The sequence below is a fragment of the Leeuwenhoekiella sp. ZYFB001 genome (assembly GCF_011784865.1).
Classification (GTDB): Bacteria; Bacteroidota; Bacteroidia; order Flavobacteriales; family Flavobacteriaceae; genus Leeuwenhoekiella; species Leeuwenhoekiella palythoae.
In genome coordinates, this window is record NZ_CP050460.1 from 1,537,402 (window position 1) to 1,562,996 (window position 25,595).

The following is a 25,595-nucleotide window of genomic DNA, read 5'->3' on the forward strand; positions in this document are numbered from 1 at the left end:
AAAATAATATAAAATCACTGAATAATTCATAATAAATTGTTGCTTTTTACCGAAAACGTTGTAGGTAAATTACTATTTGCTTGAAGATTCTCAAGATTTGCTCCTACTTCTAGTTTCATTCCTTCTGGAATTTGAATTTCTTTTTGATAAAAATCCAACTCCTTATGCCCCACAAAATCATCTAAACCAGCGATCTGGGCTATTTTAGGCACAAAATATAAGGTACCATTCTTTAAAGTTTCTTCATATTGAATAGCCATATCGGTCACTCCGATTTGCGGAATATTCACATTGCGAATTATGCAATCAAAGTAGCACTTTTTGTTCTCCGGAATAGCGAAATACGAATTTGAGTCCCTTATTTCTTCAGATTTGAGCAATAAAACCGACTCAAAAACGCGAATTAATGATAAAAACATAAAACATCTGGTCTGCTCCCGCTCGTAATCTTCGGGAAAATGACCGGCTTCAAACAAGATGGTAGGTATATTTAATTGCTGCAAGGTATCCCCTACACAGTTAAGATTAAATCCGTCATCATAACGCCCCACACTTCCCGGAATAAATTGCTGAAGCATCTCATTTAGATCACTTATAATAGACATTCCTATTTTTCTAGATGCCGTCACGGTGCGCAATTCATCCTGAGATGGTGATAAAAAGGATACTGTAGCGCTCTTGGCCGGACTTCCTACACCAAATATGGTGCGCTGTCCGTGTAGATTAAGACAATAATCAGGTTTGATCGAATTATAGGCCTCCTTAAGAATACTACTTTCAGGCTGTGTCAAGTTTTGCGCATCTCTATTTAAATCTACCTGATTGGCATTAACACGAGTATATGCCTCAGCGCCGTCAGGATTGAGCATAGGGATCATAGTAAACGTGCACGCATTTAAAAGGTGCTTAACCTCAGTTTGATCCTGATGTGCAGCAAACCACCTAAAAAGGTCAAATAAAGCTTTGGTTGTGGTGCTTTCATTCCCATGCATTTGAGACCAACCTAAGATCTGAATAGGACCGGTACCAAAAGTTACCGATTGTATCAGACGCTTCTCAACAGAATAGCCCAAACTTTTTACTTGAAACAGTTCTGGAAGTTGATCAATTAGCGGTTGTATATGTGAAGTTGTAATGTAACGCCCAAACAAGGCTTTCTCGTGATGAAGCTTATGCCAATCACGCAAAGTGGTATAATTCATAAGTATTTAAATAAGTAACAAATGTAAACATTAGTGATGTTACAAATGTAAACGAAGAATGATTTCTTATTTGTTTACATTGATAAACAGGATGTATTAATGGTAAATAGCGCAAAAGGAATTATTCCAAAGAGCATTTTTAATTTTAGTAATAATATTATATACAGCATCTTATATTCTTCTTATTAAATGAAAACTTCAATTAAAAGTAATTCTGTTTACAAATGTAATTTTACAATTGTGTTTATATTTTTTACATTTGTAATCTAATGTAGGGCTTATAGAATTTACAATGGTAAACAGCGAATTATTTACTAAAAGGCTTCAGAAAATAATGGATGAGTACGATTTGAACGCTACTTCATTTGCTGATGCTATTGATGTGGGGCGCTCTTCGATCTCTCATATTATTTCCGGCAGAAATAAACCAAGTCTAGAATTTGTAATGAAGATCATTGAGGCCTTCCCTGAAGTAGAGCTGTACTGGCTCTTAAATGGCAAAGGAAGCTTTCCTAAAAGTCAAGTCACAAAACGAGCTCCTATTGTGAGTTCGCAGCTTTCGGCAAATTTTGATGATGAACCGGTAGCGCTAGCCTCTAATTCCACAGATGCTTCAAGCACTGCTCAGCCAACTCCAGACACTAGTCCTTCGACTAAATCAGATATTGAGCGTATCGTGATCTTTTATAAGGATGGAACCTTTAAAAGTTTTAATCCATAATCGCCAGAATGTTTATTCTTCGCTAACTTTGGCCTAACCAAAATAATGTGATCTCCTATGCGGTATTTTTGCTTTTTGCTGCTCGCAATGCTTCTTCTCAACTCGTGTTATAATCCTGAACGCAACTGCACCGATTTTAAGACGGGCTCCTTTGAGTTTGAGACCTATTTGGATGGCGAAGTTGTAAAGACAACATTTACGCGTAATGACACCTTAGAAATTGATTATTATAAAGGTCAAGCAGACTCTTCAAGCATTCGTTGGATCAACGATTGTGAATATATTGCGAAAAAGATCAACCCTCAAAGTATGATGGATCGCAAAGCGCTACATTTTAAAATTCTTACAACTCAAGGTAACTCTTACACTTTTGAATATGCCTTGGTTGGTGACTCTAAAAAACAAAAAGGTACTGCCATTAAAGTGAAATAGTTTGATTTACATAAAATCTAAAATTCTAAATGTTTGATTATATAACGCAAAAGCATCTGTTTAAACTTTGTGCTATATTTATCCTGTTTTATAAATGATGTGTTTTTTTCATCATTGTCACAGGAAAAATCCTAAAGGCAATTATTAGAAACGAATTTTTAATTTCGAGGCATCCCGATAGCGATCGGAATGGAGTATTAAATACTTTGCGATGCCCGTAAAATCTGAAGCTTTTGTCGCGTGCTATTTTTTATACCTTCCTTTGCTTTTGTCTGTTTTCTTTCAGGCCCTCTTTTGGTCAGGATACCAATGTAAAAAATATCATTGATGAACTTCTGCAAAAAAGATTCACCACCTTTGATTCTTTGCAGAAATATACCTCTCGATTCAGACGCGATTCTCTAGGCATTACTTCTTTTATTGATCGATCTCAAAAAGCCAATTATGATTTTGGCGAAGCCTTTGGTGAAAATTTATATGGAATTTTTCTAAGAGATCGCTCGTATTATGACGAATCTATAGCGCATCATCAAAGAGCTCTAACCTTAGCCGAGCCCATTAATGATGTAGAATTAGAAGTTTCTATTCTCAATATGACCGGGGTTGTGTACCGAAGAATTGACGCGGTAAGTTCTGCCCTTGACAATCATAATGCTGCACTCGCTTTAGCAGAAAGTCAGCCCAAAAAATCCAATGCGCTTTTAAAAGGCATTGCTATCTCTCAAAACAGCATAGGAAACATCTATTTGCTTTTACGCGATTATGAGCAGGCAGAGAAATTCTTTAAGATGGCCATTAACAGCGAGATCAACTTAACGAGCGATCTGGGTATGGCAATCAATTATGCTAATCTGGGGATCACTTATGAAGAGCGCGAACTTTACGATAAGGCGCTGATTAATTATCAGAAGTCATTAGAATATAATGAGAAGATCAATAGTGATTTAGGTAGGGTCATTTGTCATAATAGTATAGGCCAAGTCTATTTAAAACAAGGAAAACCACAAGAAGCCCTAGCGCTTATAAAACCTTCGTTGCCCAAAGCTCTTGAGATAGGCGATAAATTTTATATCGCGTTGACATATATAAATTTGGGCTGGGCCAATAGCGAAGTGGGCAATTTAAGTCTCGGAGAAAACTATCTCCTTAAAGGAAAAAATATAGCCAAGGAGAACGATCAAAAGCAGTTTTTAAGCCTAGCTTATATGCACCTTTCTCAACTTAAAGAAAAAACCGGGGATTATAATGCGGCTTTACAATATCAACGAAAATCTCAGGAAGTACAAGAAGCCTACCTTAACGAAGCCAATCACAAATATGTAAGTAACCTCATTTACAAATACGATACAGAACAAAAGAAAAATACCATTAGCTTACTGCAGCAAAATAATGAGATCGCGCAAATTCAACTCAGTCAAAGCCGTAAAAATAACATCTTTATTCTCTTAGTTGCGTTTCTTATCTTGATCATTCTCATCATTTTGTATCGTCAAACCCAGTTAAGAAATCAAAAGCAACGCTTAAATGCAGAGCAAAAATTAATGCGCTCTCAAATGAATCCGCATTTTATTTTTAACGCGTTGCTTTCCATTCGTATTTATTTACAGAACAGCAATCTTGAGGATGCTACTAATTACCTCAATCAGTTTGCAAAACTTATTCGATCTATTTTATCCAGTTCGCTAGAAAAAGAAATTACACTTGCTGAAGAACTCGAAACGATGCGCTTGTACGTCAATATTGAGAATATCAGATTTTGTAATGAAATTGATTATAAAGAAACTATTGATGATCAAGTAGACATCTCGGCTATTAAAATTCCATCGCTCATATTACAACCTTTTCTAGAAAATGCTTTATGGCACGGTTTGCAAGCCAAAGAAGGTTATAAGCGACTTGCACTAGATGTAAAGAAAAAAGATGAGCATTATATAACAATTACCATTACAGATAATGGCATAGGCAGAAAGAAAACTATGGAAATGCCTAGTGAAAAAATCAATACTCAAAAGAAATCAATAGGGATCAATCTCACATTAAAGCGACTGCAAAACTTCTCGAAGAATCTAAGACACAATTACACCCTTAATTTCGTTGATTTGTATGACGCTAATGAAAACCCTGAAGGCACGCAAGTACTGCTGAATTTGCCAATCAAATAACAATTTTCTGAGAACCACCTATCCCAAAGTGCTCGTTAAGCACTAAGATCAATTTGCTCTTATCAATTGGCTTAGTTAGGTAATCACTCATTCCGCAATCAATTCCTTTATCCATTGCGCTCAGCGTAGAATCTGCTGAAAGCCCTAAAATCACCGTTGCTTTGTTAGCCAACTTGATTTGTTTGGTTGCCTCATACCCATCTATATCCGGCATATGAACATCCATAAAAATAAGGTCATACTTCTTTTTCTGAGCTTTAGAGACAGCATCTTTACCGGTGTACGCAATATCTGCGTCTAAGCCGAGTTTTTTGAGCAATTGCGAGAGTACAATTACATTGAGTTTGTTATCATCAACAGCAAGTATATTAAGATTCGGAATCTCAGATTTTGGGGTAGTATCTTTTGTTGAACAATTTTCAACAGCCGTATCAAAAGTAAGCGCAATGCTAAATTCAGAACCTTTACCTTCTTGACTCTTGACCGAAATCTTTCCTTTTAATAATTCGACCAAATGCTTAGCAATAGATAAGCCAATTCCGCCTCCACTATGCTTTTTGCGCATTCCTGTATCCAGCTGAATAAAGCGCTCAAAGATTTTATCTAATTTATCTTGAGGAATACCTATTCCCGTGTCTTTGACGCTGATAGAGAGATGGGTTTTGTTTTCACTTACCTCCTCTTTATAGAGCACTTTTATACTTCCGGATTCGGTGAACTTGATAGCGTTACTGATAATATTATTGATGATCTGCTCATATTTAGCACGATCTCCCAATACAAAACTATGTTCTTCAGCTTCAATTTTTAATTCAAACGCAATGCCTTTGTCTTTTAATACCTGAAGGTTAAACTGTTCAATATTCTTTAAAATATCAGACGGACAAAATTTAATATGGGCAACTTCAGAAAAGCCAGACTCAATCTTGTCTAGACGCAAAATATCGTTGATTAGATTGAGTAAGGTTTTTGACGATTGTTTTAAAAGAGATAAGTAATGTTCTTCTTCAAACGTATTCGTTCCGGAACCTATAAGATCGGTGATCCCTACAATTGCGTTTAACGGAGTTCTGATCTCGTGACTCATATTAGATAGAAATTCCGTTTTAGCGATTGAAGCTTGATTGGCACGCTGCGTTTGTTCCTCAAGATGCTGATTGACCTTTTTCAATTCTTTGTTGATAATAAAGGTGCGTCTTGCGGCAACTTGAGCGTTTCGGTTGAAAAAAGAAAGCAAACCAATTGCCAGAGATAAAATTAGCCCCACTGCCAACGCAATATTGATCAGCAACATTTCTTCAGCAAAGAAATCTGGATTAGAAAAGGTAAGTTGAAAATTCCAGGATTCATTTAAATCAGAATCCATAATCATCGCAGTCTCAAAAATGTAATACGGATCTTTCTGAGCTAAATCATAATTATTATAATTATAAAACTGAGTCCCTTCTTCATCAAAAATTTGAATTGCAAAGTCTTTCAGGTAATAACTTAGCCGATCAAATTCCTCATTAAAATTCATTCCACCGGTTACGGTTCCTCGAAATTCATCATTAATATACACCGGGACATCAATAAGAAAAGAATCACCGCCTTGCGAAAGGTGCAACCATTGAGTAATGTTTGTAATCCCTTGGTTTGATTTACTTTTCCAGTCCTCAAAACGGTAGGCTAACTTTGAAATATCTAGTCCTATAGCAGGTACATTAGGCCTTCTAGGATACACATCTTCAATAATACCATCTGCGTTGATGATCTCAACAAAATCTAAAGACTCATTTTGCTTGAGCAAACGCTTCGCATCTTGTTTCCAATAATCATAGTATGCTCCGTCAGTTTCTTCAATGCGCTCTGTAAGGTTTTGTAGCGCCTGCACATTACTGCGCACGGTGCGCTTAAAGTCTTGTGTGGCCAAGCTTCCGGTCAATTGCACCTGGTCTGAAAGCCTTTGGGGTAAAGCTACTTTGTAGCTGTGATACACATAAAAGCAAACGAGCGCCGGTATTAAAAACCAGAGGAAGGCTATAAAATAGTGTTTGGGGGGTATTCCTTTTGCCATCTAGGAAGTAGCTGTCGCTTATTTATAATTTAATGTTAAAAGTACAGATTTTCTTGCGAGTGAAGCACTATAAAACAATAAATAATCGATTAACCACCTAAAATAATTATTAAAAATAATTTTAACGAAAGAAAATTCTTACTTTTTGCTTTTTTGTTGGTTTCTTAAAAGTTGATTTTGCTCTTCAAGTAAGGTTTCCATTCGTGACAAAAGCTGAATGTTTTTTGGAGTTTCAACAGCAGGATTCTGATCATCTTCACTTTGTCTTTTTAAACTATTCATCAATTTTACCACAATAAAAACTACAATCGCAATGATAAAAAAGTCGATCAATACCTCTATCAATTCTCCATAGCCAATGGCTATTTCTTCAACAGCAGTGCCGTCTACGGCGGTATATGCGTCTTTCAGCACAATCTTTTTATTGGCTAGACGCACACCATCTGTGAGTAACGAAAGTGGAGGCATCATAATTTTTTTTACAATGACATCCACTACACTTTGAAAAGCCGCACCGATGATCACACCAATAGCAATATCAACCATATTGCCTTTTACAGCAAAATTCTTAAACTCCTGAATTAATCCCATAATTTAAAATAATGATCCTTGACTCCCATCCCCTTTTATGTGATCCTCTTGATCGTTCTCAGAGTGATCTGTCTCTTCTGATTCTGAAGGGGTTTCAGCATCCTGTTCAGGCTGAGCTTCCACGGGCTCCTCATAAGGTAGCGGGTCTAATAAATTGATCTGCTTGAGCTTTTCAGTATAAAATTGATTACCTAAAGCATTTATTCCTTTAATCGATATAAAATCTTCTATATCAACCGTTTCATTTGCCTTTTGATCCTTGTTACGCTCTTTGTAAAATACCATTTCTACCACTGGCCTATGGTCTGTAGAAACAAGCTCTAATTGCGTATTTTCGTGATCAGAAACAAACGATTCTTCTTTCTCAGGATTATCAATCAGAAAGCGTTTTACATAATAACGTTCTCTGTTTCCATCCCAATAGATCGCCGAAATAGGTTTAGCAGGAATCCATTTTTCTAATATGATCATTTTATCGTCAAAACGCGTGGTAAGTTCCGGAGTTATGGTTTTGGCGATCCCATCTTGGGTGATGATCAACAGCTTGTCTTCTCCTTTAAATTCTCCCAGAAGTTCTCCTCTACCATCCACATTTAAACGCTGAATGGTATCATCAAACCATATTTTTCTTGGCTTTAATGTAGAAACCCCTTTCTCCTTCAGTTCTACAGTACGTACGGCGTGTTTGGTAGCAAGGTTTCCGTTAGCGTTTCGGCCTTTGATAAGAATATCAGAAAAGTCTAGATCAAACTTTAACTTCTTTATATTCCCTACCGCTCTCAAATAAACGGATACCACTTCAGCCTCTCCATTAGGGTTCGCAGAAAAATAAAGTACTTGAGAGCCTTTTTTTCCTTTAGTCATATCATACTCGCGGTCGCGCGTCGTACTGGTAACATTAAAGCGCTTGACATAAGTTGCGCCTCCTTTTCCATCGCGATACAACATATTATAAATGGTGCGCTTGTCTTTCTTTTTAAATACGGCTACGTGTATGATATCTTTACCCACAAAGGTTTTGGTGTCCACTTTAGAAACCATCATTTTTCCTTCTTTAGTAAAAACGATAATATCATCAATATCAGCGCAATCTGTGACATACTCGTCTTTCTTGAGAGACGTGCCCACAAAACCTTCTTTACGATTCACATAAAGTTTTGTGTTGCGAATAACCACTTTTGACGCTTCGATATCATCAAAAAGTTTGATCTCAGTTTTGCGCTCTCTACCAGCGCCATATTCTTTTTTAAGTCTTTTGAAATAAGCAATGGCAAACTCCGTAAGATGCTCTAAATGATGTTTTACTTCAGCGATCTGATCTTCTAGCGCCTCAATGCGCTGCTGCGCTTTATCTATATCAAATTTTGAAATTCGCTTGATACGAATTTCAGTCAGGCGCACAAGATCTTCTTCAACCACAGGACGTTTTAGATGCCCTATATGTGGTTTTAAACCTTCATTGATCGCGTGTAAAACGCCTTCCCAAGTGGTCTCTTCTTCAATATCACGGTAAATTCTATTTTCGATAAAAATGCGTTCTAAAGAAGCATAATGCCATTGATTTTCTAACTCCTCAAGTTGTATTTCAAGCTCTTGACGCAATAAATCTTTAGTGCGCTCTGTTGAAATACGCAGCATCTCACTGACACCTACAAACAACGGTTTGTTATCTTCAATCACACAACCTAAAGGCGAAATAGAAACCTCACAATTGGTAAACGCGTAAAGCGCTCCAATGGTTTTATCAGGAGAAAGTCCGGCTGGTAAATGCACCAAGATTTCAACTTCAGAAGAGGTGTTATCCTCTATTCTTTTTATTTTAAGCTTTCCTTTATCGTTTGCTTTTAAAATACTATCTATCAGTGATGTAGTAGTTGTTGTAAAAGGGATTTCGGTGATTACTAAAGTATTCTTATCCTGCTGACTGATCTTAGCACGTACGCGTACACGACCGCCTCGTTTTCCATCTTTGTAATCACTAAAATCTGCTTCTCCTGCGGAAGGAAAATCCGGTAAGATTTTAAATTTCTTTCCTTCTAAATGTTTTACCGAAGCATCAATCAATTCTATAAAATTATGCGGAAGCACCTTCGTACTTAAACCTACCGCAATACCTTCGGCACCTTGCGCTAACAACAATGGGAATTTAACCGGAAGATTTATGGGTTCTTTTCTTCTTCCATCGTAGGAGGCTTGCCAATCTGTAATTTTCGGACTAAACAATACTTCCAACGCAAATTTTGAAAGTCGGGCTTCAATATAACGCGAAGCTGCAGCGCTGTCACCGGTTAAGGTATTCCCCCAGTTTCCTTGGGTATCGATCAATAGATCTTTTTGACCCATCTGCACCATTGCATCGGCAATACTCGCATCACCGTGCGGGTGATACTGCATCGTATGCCCAACAATGTTTGCAACTTTGTTGTAGCGGCCATCATCAAGATCTTTCATCGAGTGCATGATACGGCGTTGTACGGGTTTAAAACCATCTTCAATCGCCGGTACCGCACGTTCTAAAATAACATAAGAGGCATAATCCAGAAACCAGTCTTTAAACATACCCGTTACTCGGGTTATGGTTTCACCTGAATTTTCGTCGTCTGGTTGTTCTAAATTTGGATCTTCGTAGTTTTCGCTCATAGTTTCTTTATCTCAAAAAGATAAATGGGGATTCTTATTCTAATTTTCTAATACAGGATCTAACTCCACCTTAAGGTTATTAATAATAAACTTCTGGCGGTCTGGCGTGTTTTTGCCCATATAGAACTGTAAAATTTCTTCAATAGACATCGCTTCGTCAAGCATAATTGGCGCTAAACGGATACTGTCACCAATAAAGTGTTTGAATTCGTCTGGCGAAATTTCACCTAAACCTTTAAATCGAGTGATCTCCGGTTTTCCGCTTAATTCTTCAATTGCATCACGACGCTCCTGCTCGCTATAACAGTAAATTGTTTTTTTCTTATTACGTACTCTAAAGAGTGGCGTTTCTAAAATATATAAATGCCCCTCTTTGATAAGCTCAGGGAAAAATTGCAAAAAGAACGTTATAAGCAATAATCTAATGTGCATCCCATCAACATCGGCATCAGTTGCGATCACAATGTTGTTGTAACGCAAATCTTCCATAGATTCTTCAATATTCAAAGCAGATTGCAAGAGATTGAATTCTTCATTCTCATATACAATCTTCTTACTCATATTGTACGAGTTGAGCGGTTTACCGCGTAAGCTAAAAACCGCCTGGGTATTGACATCACGAGATTTAGTAATAGACCCTGATGCTGAATCTCCCTCGGTTATAAATAATGTACTCTCTAGATTGCGTTCCTTCTTACTGTCTGTTAAATGTACGCGGCAATCTCTTAGTTTTTTGTTGTGCAAGCTTGCTTTTTTAGCGCGCTCTTTTGCCAATTTTCTAATTCCGCTTAGCTCGGTACGCTCCCGCTCTGCCTGAAGAATTTTGCGCTGAAGTTTTTCAGCGGTTTCCGGGTTTTTATGCAGATAGTTATCCAGTTTAGTTTTGAGAAAATCATTGACATAGGTACGTACCGTAGGCAAATCTCCTCCCATATCAGTAGAACCTAATTTGGTTTTAGTCTGTGACTCAAAAACCGGTTCCATGACTTTAATACTTATTGCCGAAACAATAGACTTCCGAATATCTGAAGCATCATAATTTTTATTGTAAAATTCGCGTATGGTCTTAACCACGGCTTCTCTAAAAGCCGCCTGATGCGTACCTCCTTGAGTGGTATTCTGACCATTCACAAAAGAGTGATATTCTTCAGAATACTGCGTGCGGCTGTGGGTAAGCGCTACTTCAATATCATCACCGCGTAAATGAATGATAGGATACAGCACATCATTCTCGGCGATACGGTCGCCCAGAAGATCTTTCAGTCCATTTTCTGAATAGAATTTTTCCCCATTAAAAACTATGGTCAATCCCGGATTGAGGTAAACATAGTTTTTAAGCATTCGCGAAACATACTCATTTCTAAATTTGTAATTCTTAAAAATGGTGTCATCCGGTACAAAAGTGACTTTAGTACCCTTTCGGCGTGAGGTTTCTTCCAGAAACTCTTGATCTTTTAGAGTTCCGCGTTCAAATTCTGCGGAAGCAGATTGCCCGTCACGGGTAGATTCTACTCTAAAATATTCAGAAAGTGCATTTACCGCTTTGGTACCTACACCATTTAATCCCACCGATTTTTTAAAGGCACGAGAATCATACTTACCACCGGTATTCATTTTTGAAACCACATCAACCACCTTCCCTAGCGGGATCCCACGGCCATAATCACGAATGATCACGCGGGTTCCTTGAATACTAACTTCAATGGTTTTACCGGAGCCCATTACAAACTCATCAATAGAGTTGTCTAAAACCTCTTTTAAAAGAATGTAAATTCCATCGTCTGCACTAGATCCATCGCCCAGTTTCCCGATGTACATCCCCGGACGCATACGTATATGTTCTTTCCAGTCAAGGGATCTAATATTGTCCTCGGTGTATTTTGTTTCTTCAGCCATAAAATAAAAGGGATGTCCGCTAATATAGCATTTCACAGAGGTTTTTTAAAGCCTCAAAAGTCATTTTAATTAACAAAGTTTTTAAGAAGCTGGATCAAAAAGCTAACTCTTTGAAAGCTAGAGAATAGATTCTCCGTTTAAATCTGTTGTCAAAACTTCGCTCATATAATCAAAAAACGGCAACAACAGCTTAAAGTGTTGTAATAAGGTTTGCTGAAAATCTTCTGCGAGGACTTCGGCATCTGTGTATTGGTGCGTGACAAAAAAGTTTTTATTCTTGATCAGATCAATATTAGGGTCGTCTTTGCTAAAACCTTTTGGAGCTGTTTTTACCTGACTTTCAGTATTAAATCCGCCGTAGACCGACTTAAATTCTTTTTGATTTAAAATAGATCGTATGGGCTCTGCGTCAAACTCAAACTCCTTACGAATTCTGAGCAAATCTGCCGATTCTGGCTTAAAGAAACCACCTCCGGCAAAACTGGCACCAGGCGCCATCTGAAAATAAAAACTACCTCTTCGCTGCACGCCAGACCTAGAGAAAATAGCTCCCCTGTTGGTTTTATACGGATTTTTATTCTTGCTAAAACGTATATCTCTGTTGATCCTAAATACCTTTGCGCGCTCGATCTCGTCAAAATTGTTCAACCGATTCTTGGTGTCTTCACAAAATTGTTTGAACTGTTTTTCCAGAGTTTTATATTCCGCCTTATGTGCGTCCATCCACTCTTTATGGTTGTTTTCTTTGAGTTCGTTTAAAAACGGAAAATAGGCTGCGGGGAGTTTAGTTGACATTAAAATAGCTTTTACAATGCAGTTAGAATTAATCTAGATTACAGGTCTAAAAGTCGAACTTTCTAAAAAATTATTACTTTAGATTATCGAAATTTTATACCCGATACCCGATCATTTTTGAAATTTAAAATTAACCAATTATGACTTCAAGTAAACCTAATCGTACGTTTTGGATTATCACCACTTTAGCAATTATTTGGAATTTAATGGGCGTTTTTGCCTTTATGGGGCAAACCTTTGTAAGTAGTGCTGCTCTTGCTGAATTACCCGCAGATCAAGCCGAACTTATTCAAAGCACACCGCAATGGCTTAAGGGAATTTTTGCCATAGCAACGATTACCGGTTTCATAGGAAGCTTGCTTTTATTACTGCGCAGAACTTCTGCAGTCACCTTGTTTTTGATTTCTTTGGTTGGAGTTCTGATTCAAATGGGATATTCCTTTTTTGCAACGCCGGCAATTGAAGTCTACGGAATGGTACAAGGTTTACTGATGCCTCTGATCGTGATCTTTATTGCAGTCTACCTTTATTTCTTCAGTAAACGCAGCCTTAAACAAGGCTTTTTAAAGAATTAACACGGTTACTTACAACCATTTTTTCCGTTTGAAATAGTACAGCAATCCTAAAAACACAAGGATCATTGCTGCCCATAAATAATAGTACCCGTATTTTAGATGTAATTCTGGGATGTATTCAAAATTCATCCCATAAATACCAGCCATAAACGTAAGCGGAATAAAAATACTGGCCATAATGGTCAATACTTTCATCACCTCGTTCATCTTGTTGCTAATGGTGGTCATATACATATCCATCAAGCCCCAGGTCATTTCTCGATAAATATCAATACTATCAGTCACTTGTGTCACGTGATCATACAAGTCGCGTATGTACGTTATCGTACGTTCATCAATAAGCTGACTGTCTATTTTTTCCAACCTGTTGACCACTTCTCTAAACGGAAAGACCGCTTTTCGCAAACGCAAAACCTCCCGCTTTAACTCTTGAATATCTTGTGTGATATCTTGATCTGCAGTATTAGAAAATAATATGTCTTCTAGCGATTCTATGCGATCGCTCATCGTTTCTATTAAAGTGAAATAGTGATCCACTACCGCATCCATAATTGCAAACATCAAATAGTCTGCACCGGCATTGCGCACTCGCCCTTTGGCATTGGCGATACGCTGTCGCAACGAGTCAAATACATCTCCGTCAGCTTCTTGAAATGTGATCAGGTAATTTTCGCCCAGAACAAGACTGATGTGTTCATTCATAAAAACTCCCTCACTATTGTAATAGAGCATTTTAAATACGATAAATAAATAATCTGGATACTCATCAATCTTGGGCCGTTGGCTGGTATCTACGATATCTTCTAATATAAGTGGGTGCAACTTATAGTGATCCCCCAGTTTTTCTATTTGATCAATATCACTCAGTCCGTTAACATTGATCCAGCTAATTTCTTCCGGATGCTTTTTATTGAATGCCTGCGAAACATCATCAACCGTGATATTTTTATGTGTAGAAGGAGAATAATCAATAAGTTCAACCGTCACGTGCTTCTGTTCCTTACTACCTGTATAGGTAAGTGTTCCCGGCACATCGTTTTGTATCTTCTTGTGCGCCAGCTTTATTTTTGGAATTTTAGGGATTCTCGGCTTCTTAATCTTTATTCTCTTTGACATCCATTACAATTTAGTAGGTTAAAAATAGAAAAAGTCCGCCATACGACGGACTTTTAAAATCTGATTATCTAGAAATCGAGGTCAATTTATGCGTGTTGTAAATCGTGCTTACCTTCATTGATTTCCTCGATTACTTTTGCATTAAATGCCGGTAAATCGTTAGGATTTCTACTGGTTACTAACGCTTCGTCTACCACAACTTCTTTATCTACCCACAATGCACCTGCGTTTTCTAGGTCTTTTTTAATTGATGAGAATGAAGTTAACGTTCTTCCTTCAACTACATCAGCACTGATCAATAATTGAGGTGCGTGACAGATTGCAGCCACCGGCTTATGCTGTTTAAAGAAATCTCTAATAAATACGAGCGCATTCTCGTTTCTTCTCAGCTGATCCGGATTAATCACTCCACCCGGCAATACTAAAGCATTATAATCTTTTGCTGAAACTTCGTCTAAGGTCTTATCAACATCGTAATCTTTCCCCCAGTCGGTTTCTGCCCACGCTTTAATCGTTCCTTTTTTTTCGCTTACAATATCAACCTGAAAGCCTTCTTTTTTCATTGCTTCTAATGGAGAAGTTAATTCACTTTCTTCAAATCCGTTAGTTGCTAAAATTGCTACCTTTTTCATAGTATATTGTTTTTGTTGGTTATAAAATCAATTCACTTACAAAGATAGTCAGCAGGTATGCGCTGCCGGGTTAAGACCGGGTTAAAGCTTTATTCATAAGGGTTAAGCTTTGTTAAGCTCTGGCAGATTTAACTTAAATTAAGTCAATGTTCCTCAAGATTGATCTCTTGCAGAATAAGACCAGATGCCTGAGCGATGTGTGTAAGTTTATAAGGGATGGTTCCGTCAAGACTCTTCTCAAAAGCCTCCCAAGAAAGAATTCCGCTTCCTAGATCAAATAGCGCGCCCATCATTAAGCGCACCTGATGTCGCTTAAAACCGGCTCCCACAACTTTGAATACATAGGAATGCTTCGGAAAAAAACTAGCTGTGTACAAAGTGTTTTCTTCAATAACTGAAGATTCAATTGTCATAAGCGTTTGCGTTTCGGCAGTAGCCTTGTAAGCATAATTTCGATAATCGTGCGTACCCTGCATTAGGCTTGCACCGCGTTGCATCAATGCGATATCAAGCGCTCCTTTTACATTCACCATATAGGGTGCGCAGAACGGATGATTTTTTTCGCCGAATGAAAATAGATAAATATACTCTTTGAGTTTGGGAGCTTGAATGATGTTAGTTTGTTTAGGCTTTTCAATAACTTCTAAAAGCCGAATATCCTGCGGAAGGTTGTCATTGAAGACTTTAAAAAAATCATTGACCGCTAAGGGTTCTTCTTGAAGTATGAGTTCTACATAGGTAGCATTAACCGAAACTTTAGCATCTGTACGACCGGCTGCAATGAATTTAAAGTTATTACGACCCAATACATATTTTAATGTACGTTGCATCATACGTTCTACGGTGAGCAGATCTGGTTGCTTTTGCCAACCGTGATATCTAAAACCGAGATACTGAATTTTAAAAAGGTAGAAGAATTCTTTTTTAAACATAGCCCAAAAATAGAATTTTACTATCATTACCAGATGTTGTGCAAATACATTTCAATACATTTGAATGAATTAAATAGCCTATGATCAATAAAGAGAACATCATAAGTCAGATACGCGCTCATAAGCAAAACGCCAATCTTAATTTCAAATTAAAAACAGATACACATCGTTTTACTAAAGAGCTTTTTTCAACCTTATTCAACTTTCCTAATGATCTTGATGAAGATTTAGATCGATTAGAACGCTTGTTTGAGAATCTAGTTGAGCTTGCCTGCTGGGAAATCGATAAGAAATGCAGCAAGGTTTGGGACGATTATGTGGCCCAGCTGCCTGAGATCTTGCGAAAACTAAATCTTGATGCCGAAGCTATATTTCAAAACGATCCTGCAGCGACGAGTATTGAAGAGGTATATCTGGCCTATCCCGGTTTTCACGCAATAGCTATTTACCGCTTAAGTCACGCGCTGCACCAAAAGGGATTTCCTATTGTACCGCGTTTAATGACAGAGTATGCGCATCACATTACCGGTGTTGATATCAATCCGGGAGCGGTTATTGGCGAGTACTTTTTTATGGATCACGCCACCGGAATTGTAATAGGAGAAACGGCAGTTATCAAAGATCACGTAAAACTTTATCAAGGGGTTACGTTGGGCGCACTGAGTGTTGCTAAAGATCTGAGCGCGGTAAAAAGACATCCTACCATTGAGGATAACGTGACCATCTATGCCAATGCGACCATCTTAGGTGGTGATACTGTAATTGGTTCCAATAGTATCATTGGCGGTAATGTGTGGTTAACCAAATCGGTCCCACCCTACTCTTTAGTTTCGCATAAACCCGAAATCTTGATCAGAGAACTCGAGAAAAAAGAATAGCGGGTATTTTAAAAAAAACAATTCATGAATTATTCTATAGAACGCCTTATAGGCAATACGCCTCTCGTAGAATCTAAGGTTTTACAGAAAAACCCTAAGGTAAAATTACTTTTTAAGCTCGAAGGGCAAAATCCCGGAGGAAGCGTCAAAGATCGTGCGGCATTTAATATGATCACCACAGCTATGGAGCGTGGTGAAATCACTAAAGAATCTAAATTGATCGAAGCTACAAGCGGAAATACAGGTATTGCCTTAGCAATGATCGCCTCAATGTATGGCCTGGATTTAGAAATTGTAATGCCCGAAAATGCAACTAAAGAACGCGTACAAACTATGCGTGCTTATGGTGCCAAAGTCATTCTCACTTCAAAAGATATCGGTATTGAAGGTGCTCGAGATTTTGCCGAAGCAAAAGTAAAAGAAGAAGGTTATTTTATGTTTAACCAGTTTTCTAATCCCGACAACTGGAAGGCGCATTACAAAACTACCGGCCCGGAAATTTGGAATGACACACAAGGTAAGGTAACGCATTTTGTATCTTCTATGGGAACTACGGGAACGATTATGGGAACTTCAACTTATCTAAAAGAGCAAAATAGTGCTGTACAAATTGTAGGCGTACAACCTACCGATGATTCCAGTATTCCCGGAATACGCAAATGGCCGCAAGAATATTTACCTAAAATCTTTGATGCTTCTAAAGTGGATGAAGTGCTTGAAGTTAGCGAAGCAGATGCGCGCAAAATGGCTAAAAGATTAGCTAAGGAAGAAGGTATTTTTAGCGGAATGAGCAGCGGGGGCGCTACAGTTGCGGCACTGCGCTTGTGTGAGCAACTAGAAGAAGGCGTTGTAGTTTCTATTATTTGTGATCGCGGTGATCGCTATTTATCATCAGATTTGTTTGACTAATATTAACCTGCAACATCAATATCAAGGATTTATAGATACGCCTCAAATCGACCTATCTTCAGAGATTTTAGGCGTATCTAATTTTGATTTCAAACCTGCTAATTTAGAATTACCAGAAGATTTTGAAATGCCTCAATCTATACGACTTGGTCAGCGTATGGAGTATTTTATGCAGATGTATCTTATCGCCCGTGGTTACAAGGTTCTTGCTCAGAATCTACAAGTCATAGCAAACAAGTTGACCTTAGGCGAACTTGATTTTATCATCGAAAATCAAACCGGTGAACGCATTCATTTAGAAATGGTTTACAAGTTTTACCTCTATCGCCCGGAACTTGAAGGCAACTGGATTGAACGACTAATAGGTCCAAACGCAAAAGATGCACTTAAAGAAAAGATTAAAAAATTAAGCACACATCAGTTCCCGATGCTACAGCATCCAGAAACTGAAAAAATGCTTCACGCCATAGATATCCTCCCTATTTCATTAATACAACAATTAAGTTTTAAAGCCCAAGTTTACATTCCGTTAGGGTTGAAGCTGCAACACATTGAGATACCGCATCAATTAATTGCCGGATACTATTACACTTTAGATCAGCTGTTGCAATTAAAAGATGAAGAAACAACCTTCTATATTCCGTCTAAGAATGATTGGGTTGGTGCTCCCACATCTGTTCAGCGTTTATCATTTGATCATTTCTTTGATTCAGCTAAAATACGATTGACACAATCCCGCTCATTCAAATTTTGGATTTTTAAGCCAAGTGGCGTTTTGAGCGCTTTTGCTGCGTGGTGGTAATACCTTTTTAACAACTCCTATTATGCATTTTGCCATTTATAACAGTATCAGTCATTTATATGTCTTGATACAAATAGATATAAAAGCAGAGGAAATAATAATAAATTTTAAGCATAGCTTATTTTATTTTGAAAGTTTTTTCCTACAAATAATAAATTAAATAGTTAATTATTATTTAATAAACCACTTTTTATATACTTTTACCCTATTATAAAAGTCACCCAATTGAAACATTTTCACCCAAATCTTCAACTTGTTGCTTTTACAATCATTCTCCTTTCTATTGTTCCTGTTTTGGGACAAACAACTGGAGTAGGAATTGGTACCACAAATCCAAGGGTCAAATTAGAGGTTGCAGGGGATGCACGCGTACAGAATACTGTAACCATAAGCACTATCAACGATTTAAAAGATGATGATACTAGCACATTCTTAATTCAAGATGGTAATAGTAAGATCAAATCTCTGGATGTTAGCAACCCTACCGGAGCCGCTCTAGGTTATATTCAGATATATGAATTATATGATCCTCAAGAAGATTGGGTTTTTGATTTTGATACTAGAGTAGATGCAAATGAATTTGTGCTTAATACTTTATCAGCATCATACGATCGTGAACTGGATATAAACAGTAATGCAACAATACCCTTTTACAGTGCATTTATTAAAGACGGTACTTGGCATATTACTGCAGATTTTCCTGCTGCAAATAATTTAAACCCAAATGAAAAAGGTACTTGGACTATTACCACACTGATATATTCAAAAGATTTATCAAAACAATTTGGACGCATACCTGTAGCTATGGAAGAAGCTAGTACGCAGTCGGCCACAAATCCCTTTATAGACTAATGTATAAAAAGTTTACATTTTCCTTTGTATTAAGTATTTTCTGTGTTGTACAGTTATTCGCACAAGTGGGAGTGGGGACTACTAATCCGGAATCAGATTTGCATATAATAGGTTCGATGGCCGTACAAAAACAATTTGAACTAGGTACCTTAGGAACGGTTACTAATACTGATGAAGATTTTAAACTTTTAACAAGGCGCACCGATTCTACAGCTTTAAATGGAGAAATTACCAAACTTAATGTAGATGAGTTAACTGTTGCACCAATCAATGTTTTGAAATATTATTTCCATAATCTAAGTTATGATAATATTGTTGATTTAAATCTAAGTTTTGAAACTTCAAGATATATAGTAGGACTAGCTGATATTCGTTATATAGGAGCGCCAGTAAACAAAAGACTTATAGATGGAGGTGATGATTCTATAGGAACATTTGTTGCTCGAACATTTGAAAGTAATGGCACTTGGCATTTAGAGATTAGAAACCGATTTCTTGATACCACAAATCGGCGAAATGCCGTACACTATGAATGTACTTTTATTATTTATGATACCTCTTTTTATCGCAAACTTCCGGTAATCAGAACTGACCTTGGAGGCAACCGTAATGGTTCGGCCTCAGCAATCCCAGATTTATATTAAAGATGAAATTACTTATAACTTCAATAGTAATTTTTATTTCTTGCTTGACATCTAAAGCACAAGTTGGAATAAATACAAATACTCCACGGGACCTTCTCGATGTAAATGGTGATACCAGAATTGATGGTAAACTTTTTCTAGAGGACCCTGGTAATTCTAATCAAATTCGAGGATCCAAACTCATCATTGAACGTCAAGATTTATCCATTGTTCAGTATGATATTGACATCAGTAAATATGGCCCCATAAATTATGCAGAATTAGTTTTCGAAAACACTTCGAATCGTGGTGTTGAAAATTACAATACTAAAATAAGTATCGAGGACTACGTTGTAACTGTGCAGGGTTACTATTTTATTGAACATGATACTGGTAATACAAGCGTAATCACGGAAAGTTACGCCGGAAATGATGTCGTGGAAGGTTTTCAGGTACATGCTTACAAAAACACTGATGAAGGTACTTGGTTCATTAGAGGCTTTGCTAATAACGGTTTTTTTAGAACCGGAAATACAGATATTACTATCGACCTCCATATGAATCTTATCATTTATAGAAAAGGCTTTATTGCCAAAGATGCGCCTGGAACTTATTACATTAACATGCAGCAATTCACAAATGCGACATTACTAAAACCTCCAGGCTTCTAATCAAACCATAATCTATTCTGATTTTTCGTGTTCTTCCAGGTCTTTTCTCAGATCTAATTTTCTGAATTTAGGTGAAATAATCCCTGTTGCCAAAACGGTAATCAACGTCATACTTCCGCCAAAAACTACTGCGGTCACTGTGCCCATCAGTTTTGCTGTCAATCCACTTTCAAAAGCACCTAATTCATTTGAACTACCCACAAACATAGAATTTACCGAAGCGACCCTACCGCGCATATGATCTGGAGTTTTTAGTTGAAGAATGGTTTGTCTGATGATCATTGAGATTCCATCGGTCACGCCGCTCATAAATAGTGCTAGAACAGAAAGCCAAAAGGTTGTTGAAAGTCCGAATACAATAATAGAAACACCAAATCCAAAAACTGCGGCTAGTAATTTTATCCCCGCCTTTTTATACAATGGAAAATACGCTGAGGTAAACATTGTGATCAATGCACCCACCGCCGGAGCTGCCCGCAAAACCCCAAATCCTTGTGGACCTACTTTTAAAATATCTTGAGCATAAATGGGCAACAGTGCTACCGCTCCACCAAACAGAACTGCGATCATATCTAATGTAAGTGCTCCTAAAACAGCTTTGCTATTTCTAACAAAGAGAATGCCTTCTTTAAGACTTTGCATCACCGGCTCCCCTATTTTAGGGTTCATTATTGGTTTTTTCTTGATTTGTGACAAGCAGACCAAAGCAAACAGTGAAAAGCCAAAAATCACACACATAGACCAGTGCACACCTAATAAATGTATGGTAAAACCACCTGCAGCCGGACCAACCACAGCTCCCATCTGCCACACCGAACTACTCCACGTAGCCGCGTTAGGATAAACCTTTTTAGGAACAATTAAAGCAAATAAAGAAAAAATAGTAGGCCCCAGAAAGGCACGAACGATACCACCACAAAACACCAAGAAATAAATAGCATATAAGGTTAAAGATGTGCTTAAATGCTCAGTAACTCTTGGCCAAGTAAGCAAAAACAAACCTATACTAACAAAAGAAAACCCAAAAAGACATTTAAATAAAAGTCCGCGTTTCTCACGCTGATCAACAATATGACCTGCAAACAAAGCTAAGGAGACTGCAGGTATGACTTCCATAAGACCTATAATACCCAGCGAAAGCGCATTTTTTGTAATACTATATACTTGCCATTCAATCACCACAAATTGCATTGACCAGGCAAAAACCATTGCAAAACGCAACATTAAAAAGATATTAAATTCTCTGTACCTTAAGGCTGCATAGGGATCATTTTTTGCCATAGTTTGCTTTTATCCACAACAAAAGTAGTCTACACAATTTTAGAATTGCGTATTCCCGCACTAAAAATTAAATGCAGCAACTACTGCCCGGTAAGCTAGGATCTGAAGCTGCTTTCATCAAAGGTGTAGTTTGCTGATTCTTAACGGTAGTATTGTTAGAAACAGAGGTATTATCGAGAGCGACCAATTTAAAATAGGGTTCGCCATTTTGCAATGTAAACCAAGTGGTTCCGTGGTCAAGCAAGGCTATTTCAATGGGTAAATCAAGTAAGTTTAAGCCTTGTTTTGCTTTATCTAAAAACGCTTGTAAATCGCTCGGGTTTCTTCTGTGATTGTTTTGGGAAGACGCGGTTAAGTGGATCTCGATAACTTCGTGTTTTCTAGTGCTTCCATTTGGTAGCATTTGATGTTCCTTTTTGAGACTTACTTTGGACCAATAGAAATGACTTGGAAGTAATTTTCCGTTAGGCAATTCAAAACCAATCTTATAAACTTTTTTGAGTACAGCCTGTAATTCAGATAATTTCATAGCTCTAGATCCATTCAAATTCGTGCTTAATTAAGGTAATTATTTAAAAACGAAGTGTTAAGCTAATGCAAATCTTAACAAAAGCGAAAAAGATTTAAAAAAGGATACTTACATTTACGAGTGCTTTGATATCAAGGCCTAACACAGTATTTACGATAAGAACACACATAAAATGAACGCTGAAAAACAGAAACTGAATTTAGAACTAACCGAAACACTTCAGAAATTATTGGTCAAAAATTACGATGCAGAGAAAGGCTTTATTAAGGCTATGCAAGAAATTGAACATACCGAATTGAGAGGGTTTATGCAGCGGCAAGCAGTAAAGCGTAATCATTTTGCAAATCAGTTGGATAAGGAGTTACACGCCTTAAACGCACGCCCCGAAGGTGATGGCAGTCTAGCGGCAGATTTGCACAGAATTTGGATCGATGTCAAGAGCATTATAAGCAAAGATGATATTTCTTCAGTTTTAGAAGAATGTATGCGCGGTGAAAAAATGAGTGCCGAAGAATATGAAAATGCTTTGGAGGAGCACGATTTTCCTCAGCATTTGCGCACTGTTTTAAATAATCAGCTTTCTCAAATTTATCATACGATCGAAGATTTGCAACAGTTAGATGATATTGCTAAATTGAGATAGATTTAAGTTAGACTTCGTTCGCAATAATCCGTTTCGGTTGAAAATCAATCAAAACGGATTATTTTTTTGTCTTTATTCTTACTAATTGCTTTGAAGTCATTGAAAGATTGCTAGTGAAACCTACTTTCCATTGTCAATTCGATATTTAAAACGCTGTTTTTTATCAACTTAAATGTCAATATGCAGTGGTGTTTTTTTAAATTTAAAAGAATTACAAACTAACACTATCTAAGCATGAGCACATCAAATCTTCACAGGAGAGATTGGTTAAAAAAAATGGCACTTTCTGTAGGTGCAGTAGCGGTAGCGCCCACTGCCTTATGGGCTGCAACCGTAGAAGAAGCACAAAAAAACAATCAAAAGTTTTTGTACAGAAATACTTCTTTTGACGAATTCACTCCGCCGCGTATGCCAGATCTAAGCACGGTTAAGGCGCGCTTGGTTTGGAATGAAAACCCACACGGTCCGTCTAAACTTGCAGCTAAGGCTTTTCAAGAAGCGGTATGGGATGGTAATCATTATTCTTGGTCCACTCTTGGTCAATTGGTCCAGAAAATTGCAGACAAAGAAGGGGTTACTCCTGATAACATTATGATGGGTCCGGGTTCGTCAGATTTACTAGAAAAAACGGCTTTGGTTTATTTTAGAGAAGGCGGAAACGTGGTAAGCGCAGACCCCAGTTATATGTCTCTTGTAAGCGTAGCTAAAGCTTCTGGAGGTTCGTGGAAAGCGGTAAAATTAACCGAAGATTATCAACACGATCTCAAAGCTATGGAGGCCGCGATTGACGACGATACAAAATTGGTTTACATCACCAATCCTAATAATCCAACAGCTACGCAAACCGATACTGAAGATCTCAAGGATTTTTGTAGACGCGTTTCAAAAAAGGTTCCGGTTTTTATTGATGAGGCTTATCTAGAGCTCGCTCCGGAAGGAATGGACGCAAGTATGGCACCATTAGTTGCTGAAGGTTATGATGTATTCGTGGCCCGTACTTTTTCAAAAATACACGGAATGGCCGGCTTGCGTATGGGATATATGTTGGGTAAAAAAGAATCCCTAGAAGCGATCAACGATATCACGCGTGGCGGAATGGGAATCGCAGGACCAACCATTGCTGCTGCTTCAGCGAGTATGGATGACGAAGCCTACCTGACAGACTGTAAAAATAAAATTAAAGAAGCTAGAGATTATACGACCTCCTATTTAGAGTCTCGTGGATTTGATTATATGCCTTCTTCTACAAATTTTGTGATCTTCCCGATCCCTATGGAAGGAGATGCATTTCTTGAAAAGATTTACGATAAAAAAGTGGTCGTTCGGGCGTTTCGTTTTTGGGATCAAAACTGGTGCCGCGTGAGTATGGGAACTATGGAAGAAATGAAATATTTTACCGATGCGATTGAAGAAATCCTCGTCTAATTATGGATATTAATCTTCAAAAAACCCTACTCTTTCTACTCTTTATAGGAATTGGTATCCTATTAAAAGTAAAACTCAAGAATAAATCTGAGCTAGCCGGCATTAAAGTTATTATACTCAATTTAGCATTACCGGCTACAATTTTCATTGCATTGATTGGTGTTAATATTGAAGCCTCGCTCCTACTTTTGCCCATCATTGCGCTTTTACTTAATGTAGTTCTATTTTTTGCGACGCCTTTGGTCTTTCCTTTATTAGGGATCAAAAAAGGAAGTCCTAATTACAGAACAGGACAATTACTGTTGTCATCACTGGCACCGGGACTAAGTTGTTTTCCTTTTATTTTAGAATACCTGGGAGATAGCTACCTGGCAAAAGCAGCTATGGCCGATTTAGGAAATAAAGTTTTTGTATTACTGGTACTGTATCTGGTGGCAATGCGCTGGCATTATAAAACACAAGAAATCGAGAACACTTCTAATAGAGCCAAATTTAAAAGCCTTTGTATAGCAATGGTTTCAGAACCTGTTAATCTGTTTATCATCGCAGCTTTGATCTTATTGTCCTTCGGTTTTCACATGAATAATTTGCCTTTTATTGTAAGTGAAAGCTTGAGCAGGCTCAGTTTATTAATGACACCTTTAGTATTATTATTTATCGGACTTTCCGTAAAAATTAAAAAAAGACAATTTGCTCAAATTATTTCGATGCTGCTTTTAAGAGCCGGTATTGTTGTGATTCTGGGAATAGCATTAATTACTGCAGTACAAATTAACGTAGCTCAAGATCGGCTGTTATTATTGGCTTTTGGGCTTAGTGCTTGTAGTTTTTGGCCATTTGCGCACATCGCTGCAGTAGACGCTCAAGAAAAGCGTGTTTTAAATTTCAAGAAGACATTTAACCAAAACTTCGCGATCAACATTCTGGCTGTATCCTTCCCACTTTCTGTGATACTTATTTTAGGAATTCTTTCTGCCGGAACTTTGTTTGCTTCAATAAAAACTATGGTTTTGCTTGCAGGTATTTTGATTGCAAGCGGATTGATCTATCCGGCGTTTATGCTTGTTGTAAAAAAGAAGACAATCGCTCAAATACAATCTCTGGATACTGAAACCGGCGATTCTTATAAATTGAAGCGTGTAAGTGAAAATTAAAAAGTCTCTTCTAAACAAAAAAAAGACCGGCTCAATGCCGGTCTTTCTATTTAAAAATAATTCAATCTTAAGTTGAAT

General features: G+C 37.6%; 24 protein-coding genes. 13 read left to right on the plus strand and 11 right to left on the minus strand.

Annotated features, from left to right (window positions below; all coding sequences use genetic code 11):
* Positions 1-26: 26 nt before the first annotated feature.
* Positions 27-1,202 (minus strand): M14 metallopeptidase family protein, encoded by a 1,176-nt coding sequence (locus tag HCN54_RS06790; protein WP_167597093.1) that lies wholly within the window; start codon positions 1,200-1,202, stop codon positions 27-29.
* 292 nt (positions 1,203-1,494) lie between these two features.
* Here HCN54_RS06790 and HCN54_RS06795 point away from each other — a divergent pair, with 292 nt between their 5' ends.
* The 3 genes from HCN54_RS06795 to HCN54_RS06805 all read left to right on the plus strand — a co-directional run bounded on the left by HCN54_RS06795 (position 1,495) and on the right by HCN54_RS06805 (position 4,517).
* Positions 1,495-1,923, plus strand: coding sequence for a helix-turn-helix domain-containing protein (locus HCN54_RS06795; protein WP_167597094.1), 429 nt, complete (start codon positions 1,495-1,497; stop codon positions 1,921-1,923).
* Between the two features lie 57 nt (positions 1,924-1,980).
* Complete coding sequence (locus HCN54_RS06800) at positions 1,981-2,355, plus strand: DNA topoisomerase IV (RefSeq protein WP_167597095.1); 375 nt, start codon at positions 1,981-1,983, stop codon at positions 2,353-2,355.
* Positions 2,356-2,720: 365 nt separating this feature from the next.
* Positions 2,721-4,517, plus strand: coding sequence for a tetratricopeptide repeat protein (locus HCN54_RS06805; RefSeq protein ID WP_167597096.1), 1,797 nt, complete (start codon positions 2,721-2,723; stop codon positions 4,515-4,517).
* Here the strand turns inward: HCN54_RS06805 and HCN54_RS06810 are convergent.
* The 5 genes from HCN54_RS06810 to HCN54_RS06830 form a co-directional block, all read right to left on the minus strand.
* Positions 4,510-6,573 carry an ATP-binding protein gene (locus HCN54_RS06810; protein ID WP_167597097.1) on the minus strand — a complete coding sequence of 688 codons (2,064 nt, stop codon included), beginning with the start codon at positions 6,571-6,573 and terminating at the stop codon, positions 4,510-4,512. The two genes, HCN54_RS06805 and HCN54_RS06810, sit on opposite strands and share 8 nt — an antisense overlap.
* A 138-nt stretch (positions 6,574-6,711) precedes the next feature.
* Positions 6,712-7,164, minus strand: a complete 453-nt coding sequence (mscL, locus tag HCN54_RS06815; RefSeq protein ID WP_167597098.1) for a large conductance mechanosensitive channel protein MscL — start codon at positions 7,162-7,164, stop codon at positions 6,712-6,714.
* A 3-nt stretch (positions 7,165-7,167) separates the two neighbouring features.
* A complete protein-coding gene (locus HCN54_RS06820) occupies positions 7,168-9,804 on the minus strand; it encodes a DNA gyrase/topoisomerase IV subunit A (RefSeq protein ID WP_167597099.1) in 2,637 nt (878 codons plus the stop codon).
* Positions 9,805-9,843: 39 nt separating this feature from the next.
* The gene (locus tag HCN54_RS06825) at positions 9,844-11,700 is read right to left on the minus strand and encodes a DNA topoisomerase IV subunit B (protein ID WP_072982842.1); all 1,857 of its coding nucleotides are present in this window, start codon (positions 11,698-11,700) and stop codon (positions 9,844-9,846) included.
* Between the two features lie 117 nt (positions 11,701-11,817).
* The gene (locus HCN54_RS06830) at positions 11,818-12,495 is read right to left on the minus strand and encodes a DUF2461 domain-containing protein (protein WP_167597100.1); all 678 of its coding nucleotides are present in this window, start codon (positions 12,493-12,495) and stop codon (positions 11,818-11,820) included.
* A gap of 140 nt (positions 12,496-12,635) precedes the next feature.
* On the opposite strand from HCN54_RS06830, the gene HCN54_RS06835 reads away from it, so the two are divergent.
* The gene (locus HCN54_RS06835) at positions 12,636-13,070 is read left to right on the plus strand and encodes a hypothetical protein (protein ID WP_072981993.1); all 435 of its coding nucleotides are present in this window, start codon (positions 12,636-12,638) and stop codon (positions 13,068-13,070) included.
* 9 nt (positions 13,071-13,079) lie between these two features.
* On the opposite strand, the gene corA is transcribed toward HCN54_RS06835, so the two are convergent.
* The 3 genes from corA to HCN54_RS06850 form a co-directional block, all read right to left on the minus strand.
* Positions 13,080-14,186 carry a magnesium/cobalt transporter CorA gene (gene corA, locus HCN54_RS06840; RefSeq protein ID WP_167597101.1) on the minus strand — a complete coding sequence of 369 codons (1,107 nt, stop codon included), beginning with the start codon at positions 14,184-14,186 and terminating at the stop codon, positions 13,080-13,082.
* Positions 14,187-14,272: 86 nt separating this feature from the next.
* Positions 14,273-14,818 carry a type 1 glutamine amidotransferase domain-containing protein gene (locus tag HCN54_RS06845; RefSeq protein WP_072981990.1) on the minus strand — a complete coding sequence of 182 codons (546 nt, stop codon included), beginning with the start codon at positions 14,816-14,818 and terminating at the stop codon, positions 14,273-14,275.
* 143 nt (positions 14,819-14,961) lie between these two features.
* On the minus strand, positions 14,962-15,750 hold the full coding sequence (locus HCN54_RS06850) for a tRNA pseudouridine(38-40) synthase TruA (protein ID WP_167597102.1): 789 nt from the start codon (positions 15,748-15,750) through the stop codon (positions 14,962-14,964).
* Between the two features lie 80 nt (positions 15,751-15,830).
* On the opposite strand from HCN54_RS06850, the gene epsC reads away from it, so the two are divergent.
* The 6 genes from epsC to HCN54_RS06880 all read left to right on the plus strand — a co-directional run bounded on the left by epsC (position 15,831) and on the right by HCN54_RS06880 (position 20,485).
* Positions 15,831-16,628: a serine O-acetyltransferase EpsC gene (gene epsC / locus HCN54_RS06855; RefSeq protein ID WP_167597103.1), complete on the plus strand. Its 798-nt coding sequence runs from the start codon at positions 15,831-15,833 to the stop codon at positions 16,626-16,628.
* Positions 16,629-16,652: 24 nt separating this feature from the next.
* Positions 16,653-17,537: a cysteine synthase CysM gene (gene cysM, locus HCN54_RS06860; protein WP_167597104.1), complete on the plus strand. Its 885-nt coding sequence runs from the start codon at positions 16,653-16,655 to the stop codon at positions 17,535-17,537.
* A complete protein-coding gene (locus HCN54_RS06865; RefSeq protein ID WP_167597105.1) occupies positions 17,530-18,339 on the plus strand; it encodes a DUF1853 family protein in 810 nt (269 codons plus the stop codon). Before cysM ends, HCN54_RS06865 begins: the two co-directional genes overlap by 8 nt.
* Positions 18,340-18,564: 225 nt before the next feature.
* The gene (locus HCN54_RS06870; RefSeq protein WP_167597106.1) at positions 18,565-19,191 is read left to right on the plus strand and encodes a hypothetical protein; all 627 of its coding nucleotides are present in this window, start codon (positions 18,565-18,567) and stop codon (positions 19,189-19,191) included.
* Positions 19,191-19,835 (plus strand): hypothetical protein, encoded by a 645-nt coding sequence (locus tag HCN54_RS06875; protein ID WP_167597107.1) that lies wholly within the window; start codon positions 19,191-19,193, stop codon positions 19,833-19,835. Before HCN54_RS06870 ends, HCN54_RS06875 begins: the two co-directional genes overlap by 1 nt.
* A 2-nt stretch (positions 19,836-19,837) precedes the next feature.
* On the plus strand, positions 19,838-20,485 hold the full coding sequence (locus HCN54_RS06880; RefSeq protein WP_167597108.1) for a hypothetical protein: 648 nt from the start codon (positions 19,838-19,840) through the stop codon (positions 20,483-20,485).
* Positions 20,486-20,497: 12 nt separating this feature from the next.
* Here HCN54_RS06880 and HCN54_RS06885 read toward each other — a convergent pair whose 3' ends face one another.
* Together HCN54_RS06885 and HCN54_RS06890 are read right to left on the minus strand one after the other, a co-directional pair.
* Positions 20,498-21,766, minus strand: a complete 1,269-nt coding sequence (locus HCN54_RS06885; protein WP_167597109.1) for an MFS transporter — start codon at positions 21,764-21,766, stop codon at positions 20,498-20,500.
* Positions 21,767-21,833: 67 nt separating this feature from the next.
* Entirely contained in the window at positions 21,834-22,295 is a 462-nt protein-coding gene (locus HCN54_RS06890) for a DUF6428 family protein (RefSeq protein WP_167597110.1), read from the minus strand.
* A gap of 172 nt (positions 22,296-22,467) precedes the next feature.
* Here HCN54_RS06890 and HCN54_RS06895 point away from each other — a divergent pair, with 172 nt between their 5' ends.
* The 3 genes from HCN54_RS06895 to HCN54_RS06905 all read left to right on the plus strand — a co-directional run bounded on the left by HCN54_RS06895 (position 22,468) and on the right by HCN54_RS06905 (position 25,517).
* Complete coding sequence (locus HCN54_RS06895; protein ID WP_167597111.1) at positions 22,468-22,938, plus strand: ferritin-like domain-containing protein; 471 nt, start codon at positions 22,468-22,470, stop codon at positions 22,936-22,938.
* Between the two features lie 276 nt (positions 22,939-23,214).
* On the plus strand, positions 23,215-24,363 hold the full coding sequence (locus tag HCN54_RS06900; RefSeq protein WP_240924953.1) for a pyridoxal phosphate-dependent aminotransferase: 1,149 nt from the start codon (positions 23,215-23,217) through the stop codon (positions 24,361-24,363).
* A gap of 2 nt (positions 24,364-24,365) precedes the next feature.
* The gene (locus HCN54_RS06905) at positions 24,366-25,517 is read left to right on the plus strand and encodes a permease (protein ID WP_167597113.1); all 1,152 of its coding nucleotides are present in this window, start codon (positions 24,366-24,368) and stop codon (positions 25,515-25,517) included.
* Positions 25,518-25,595: the final 78 nt, after the last annotated feature.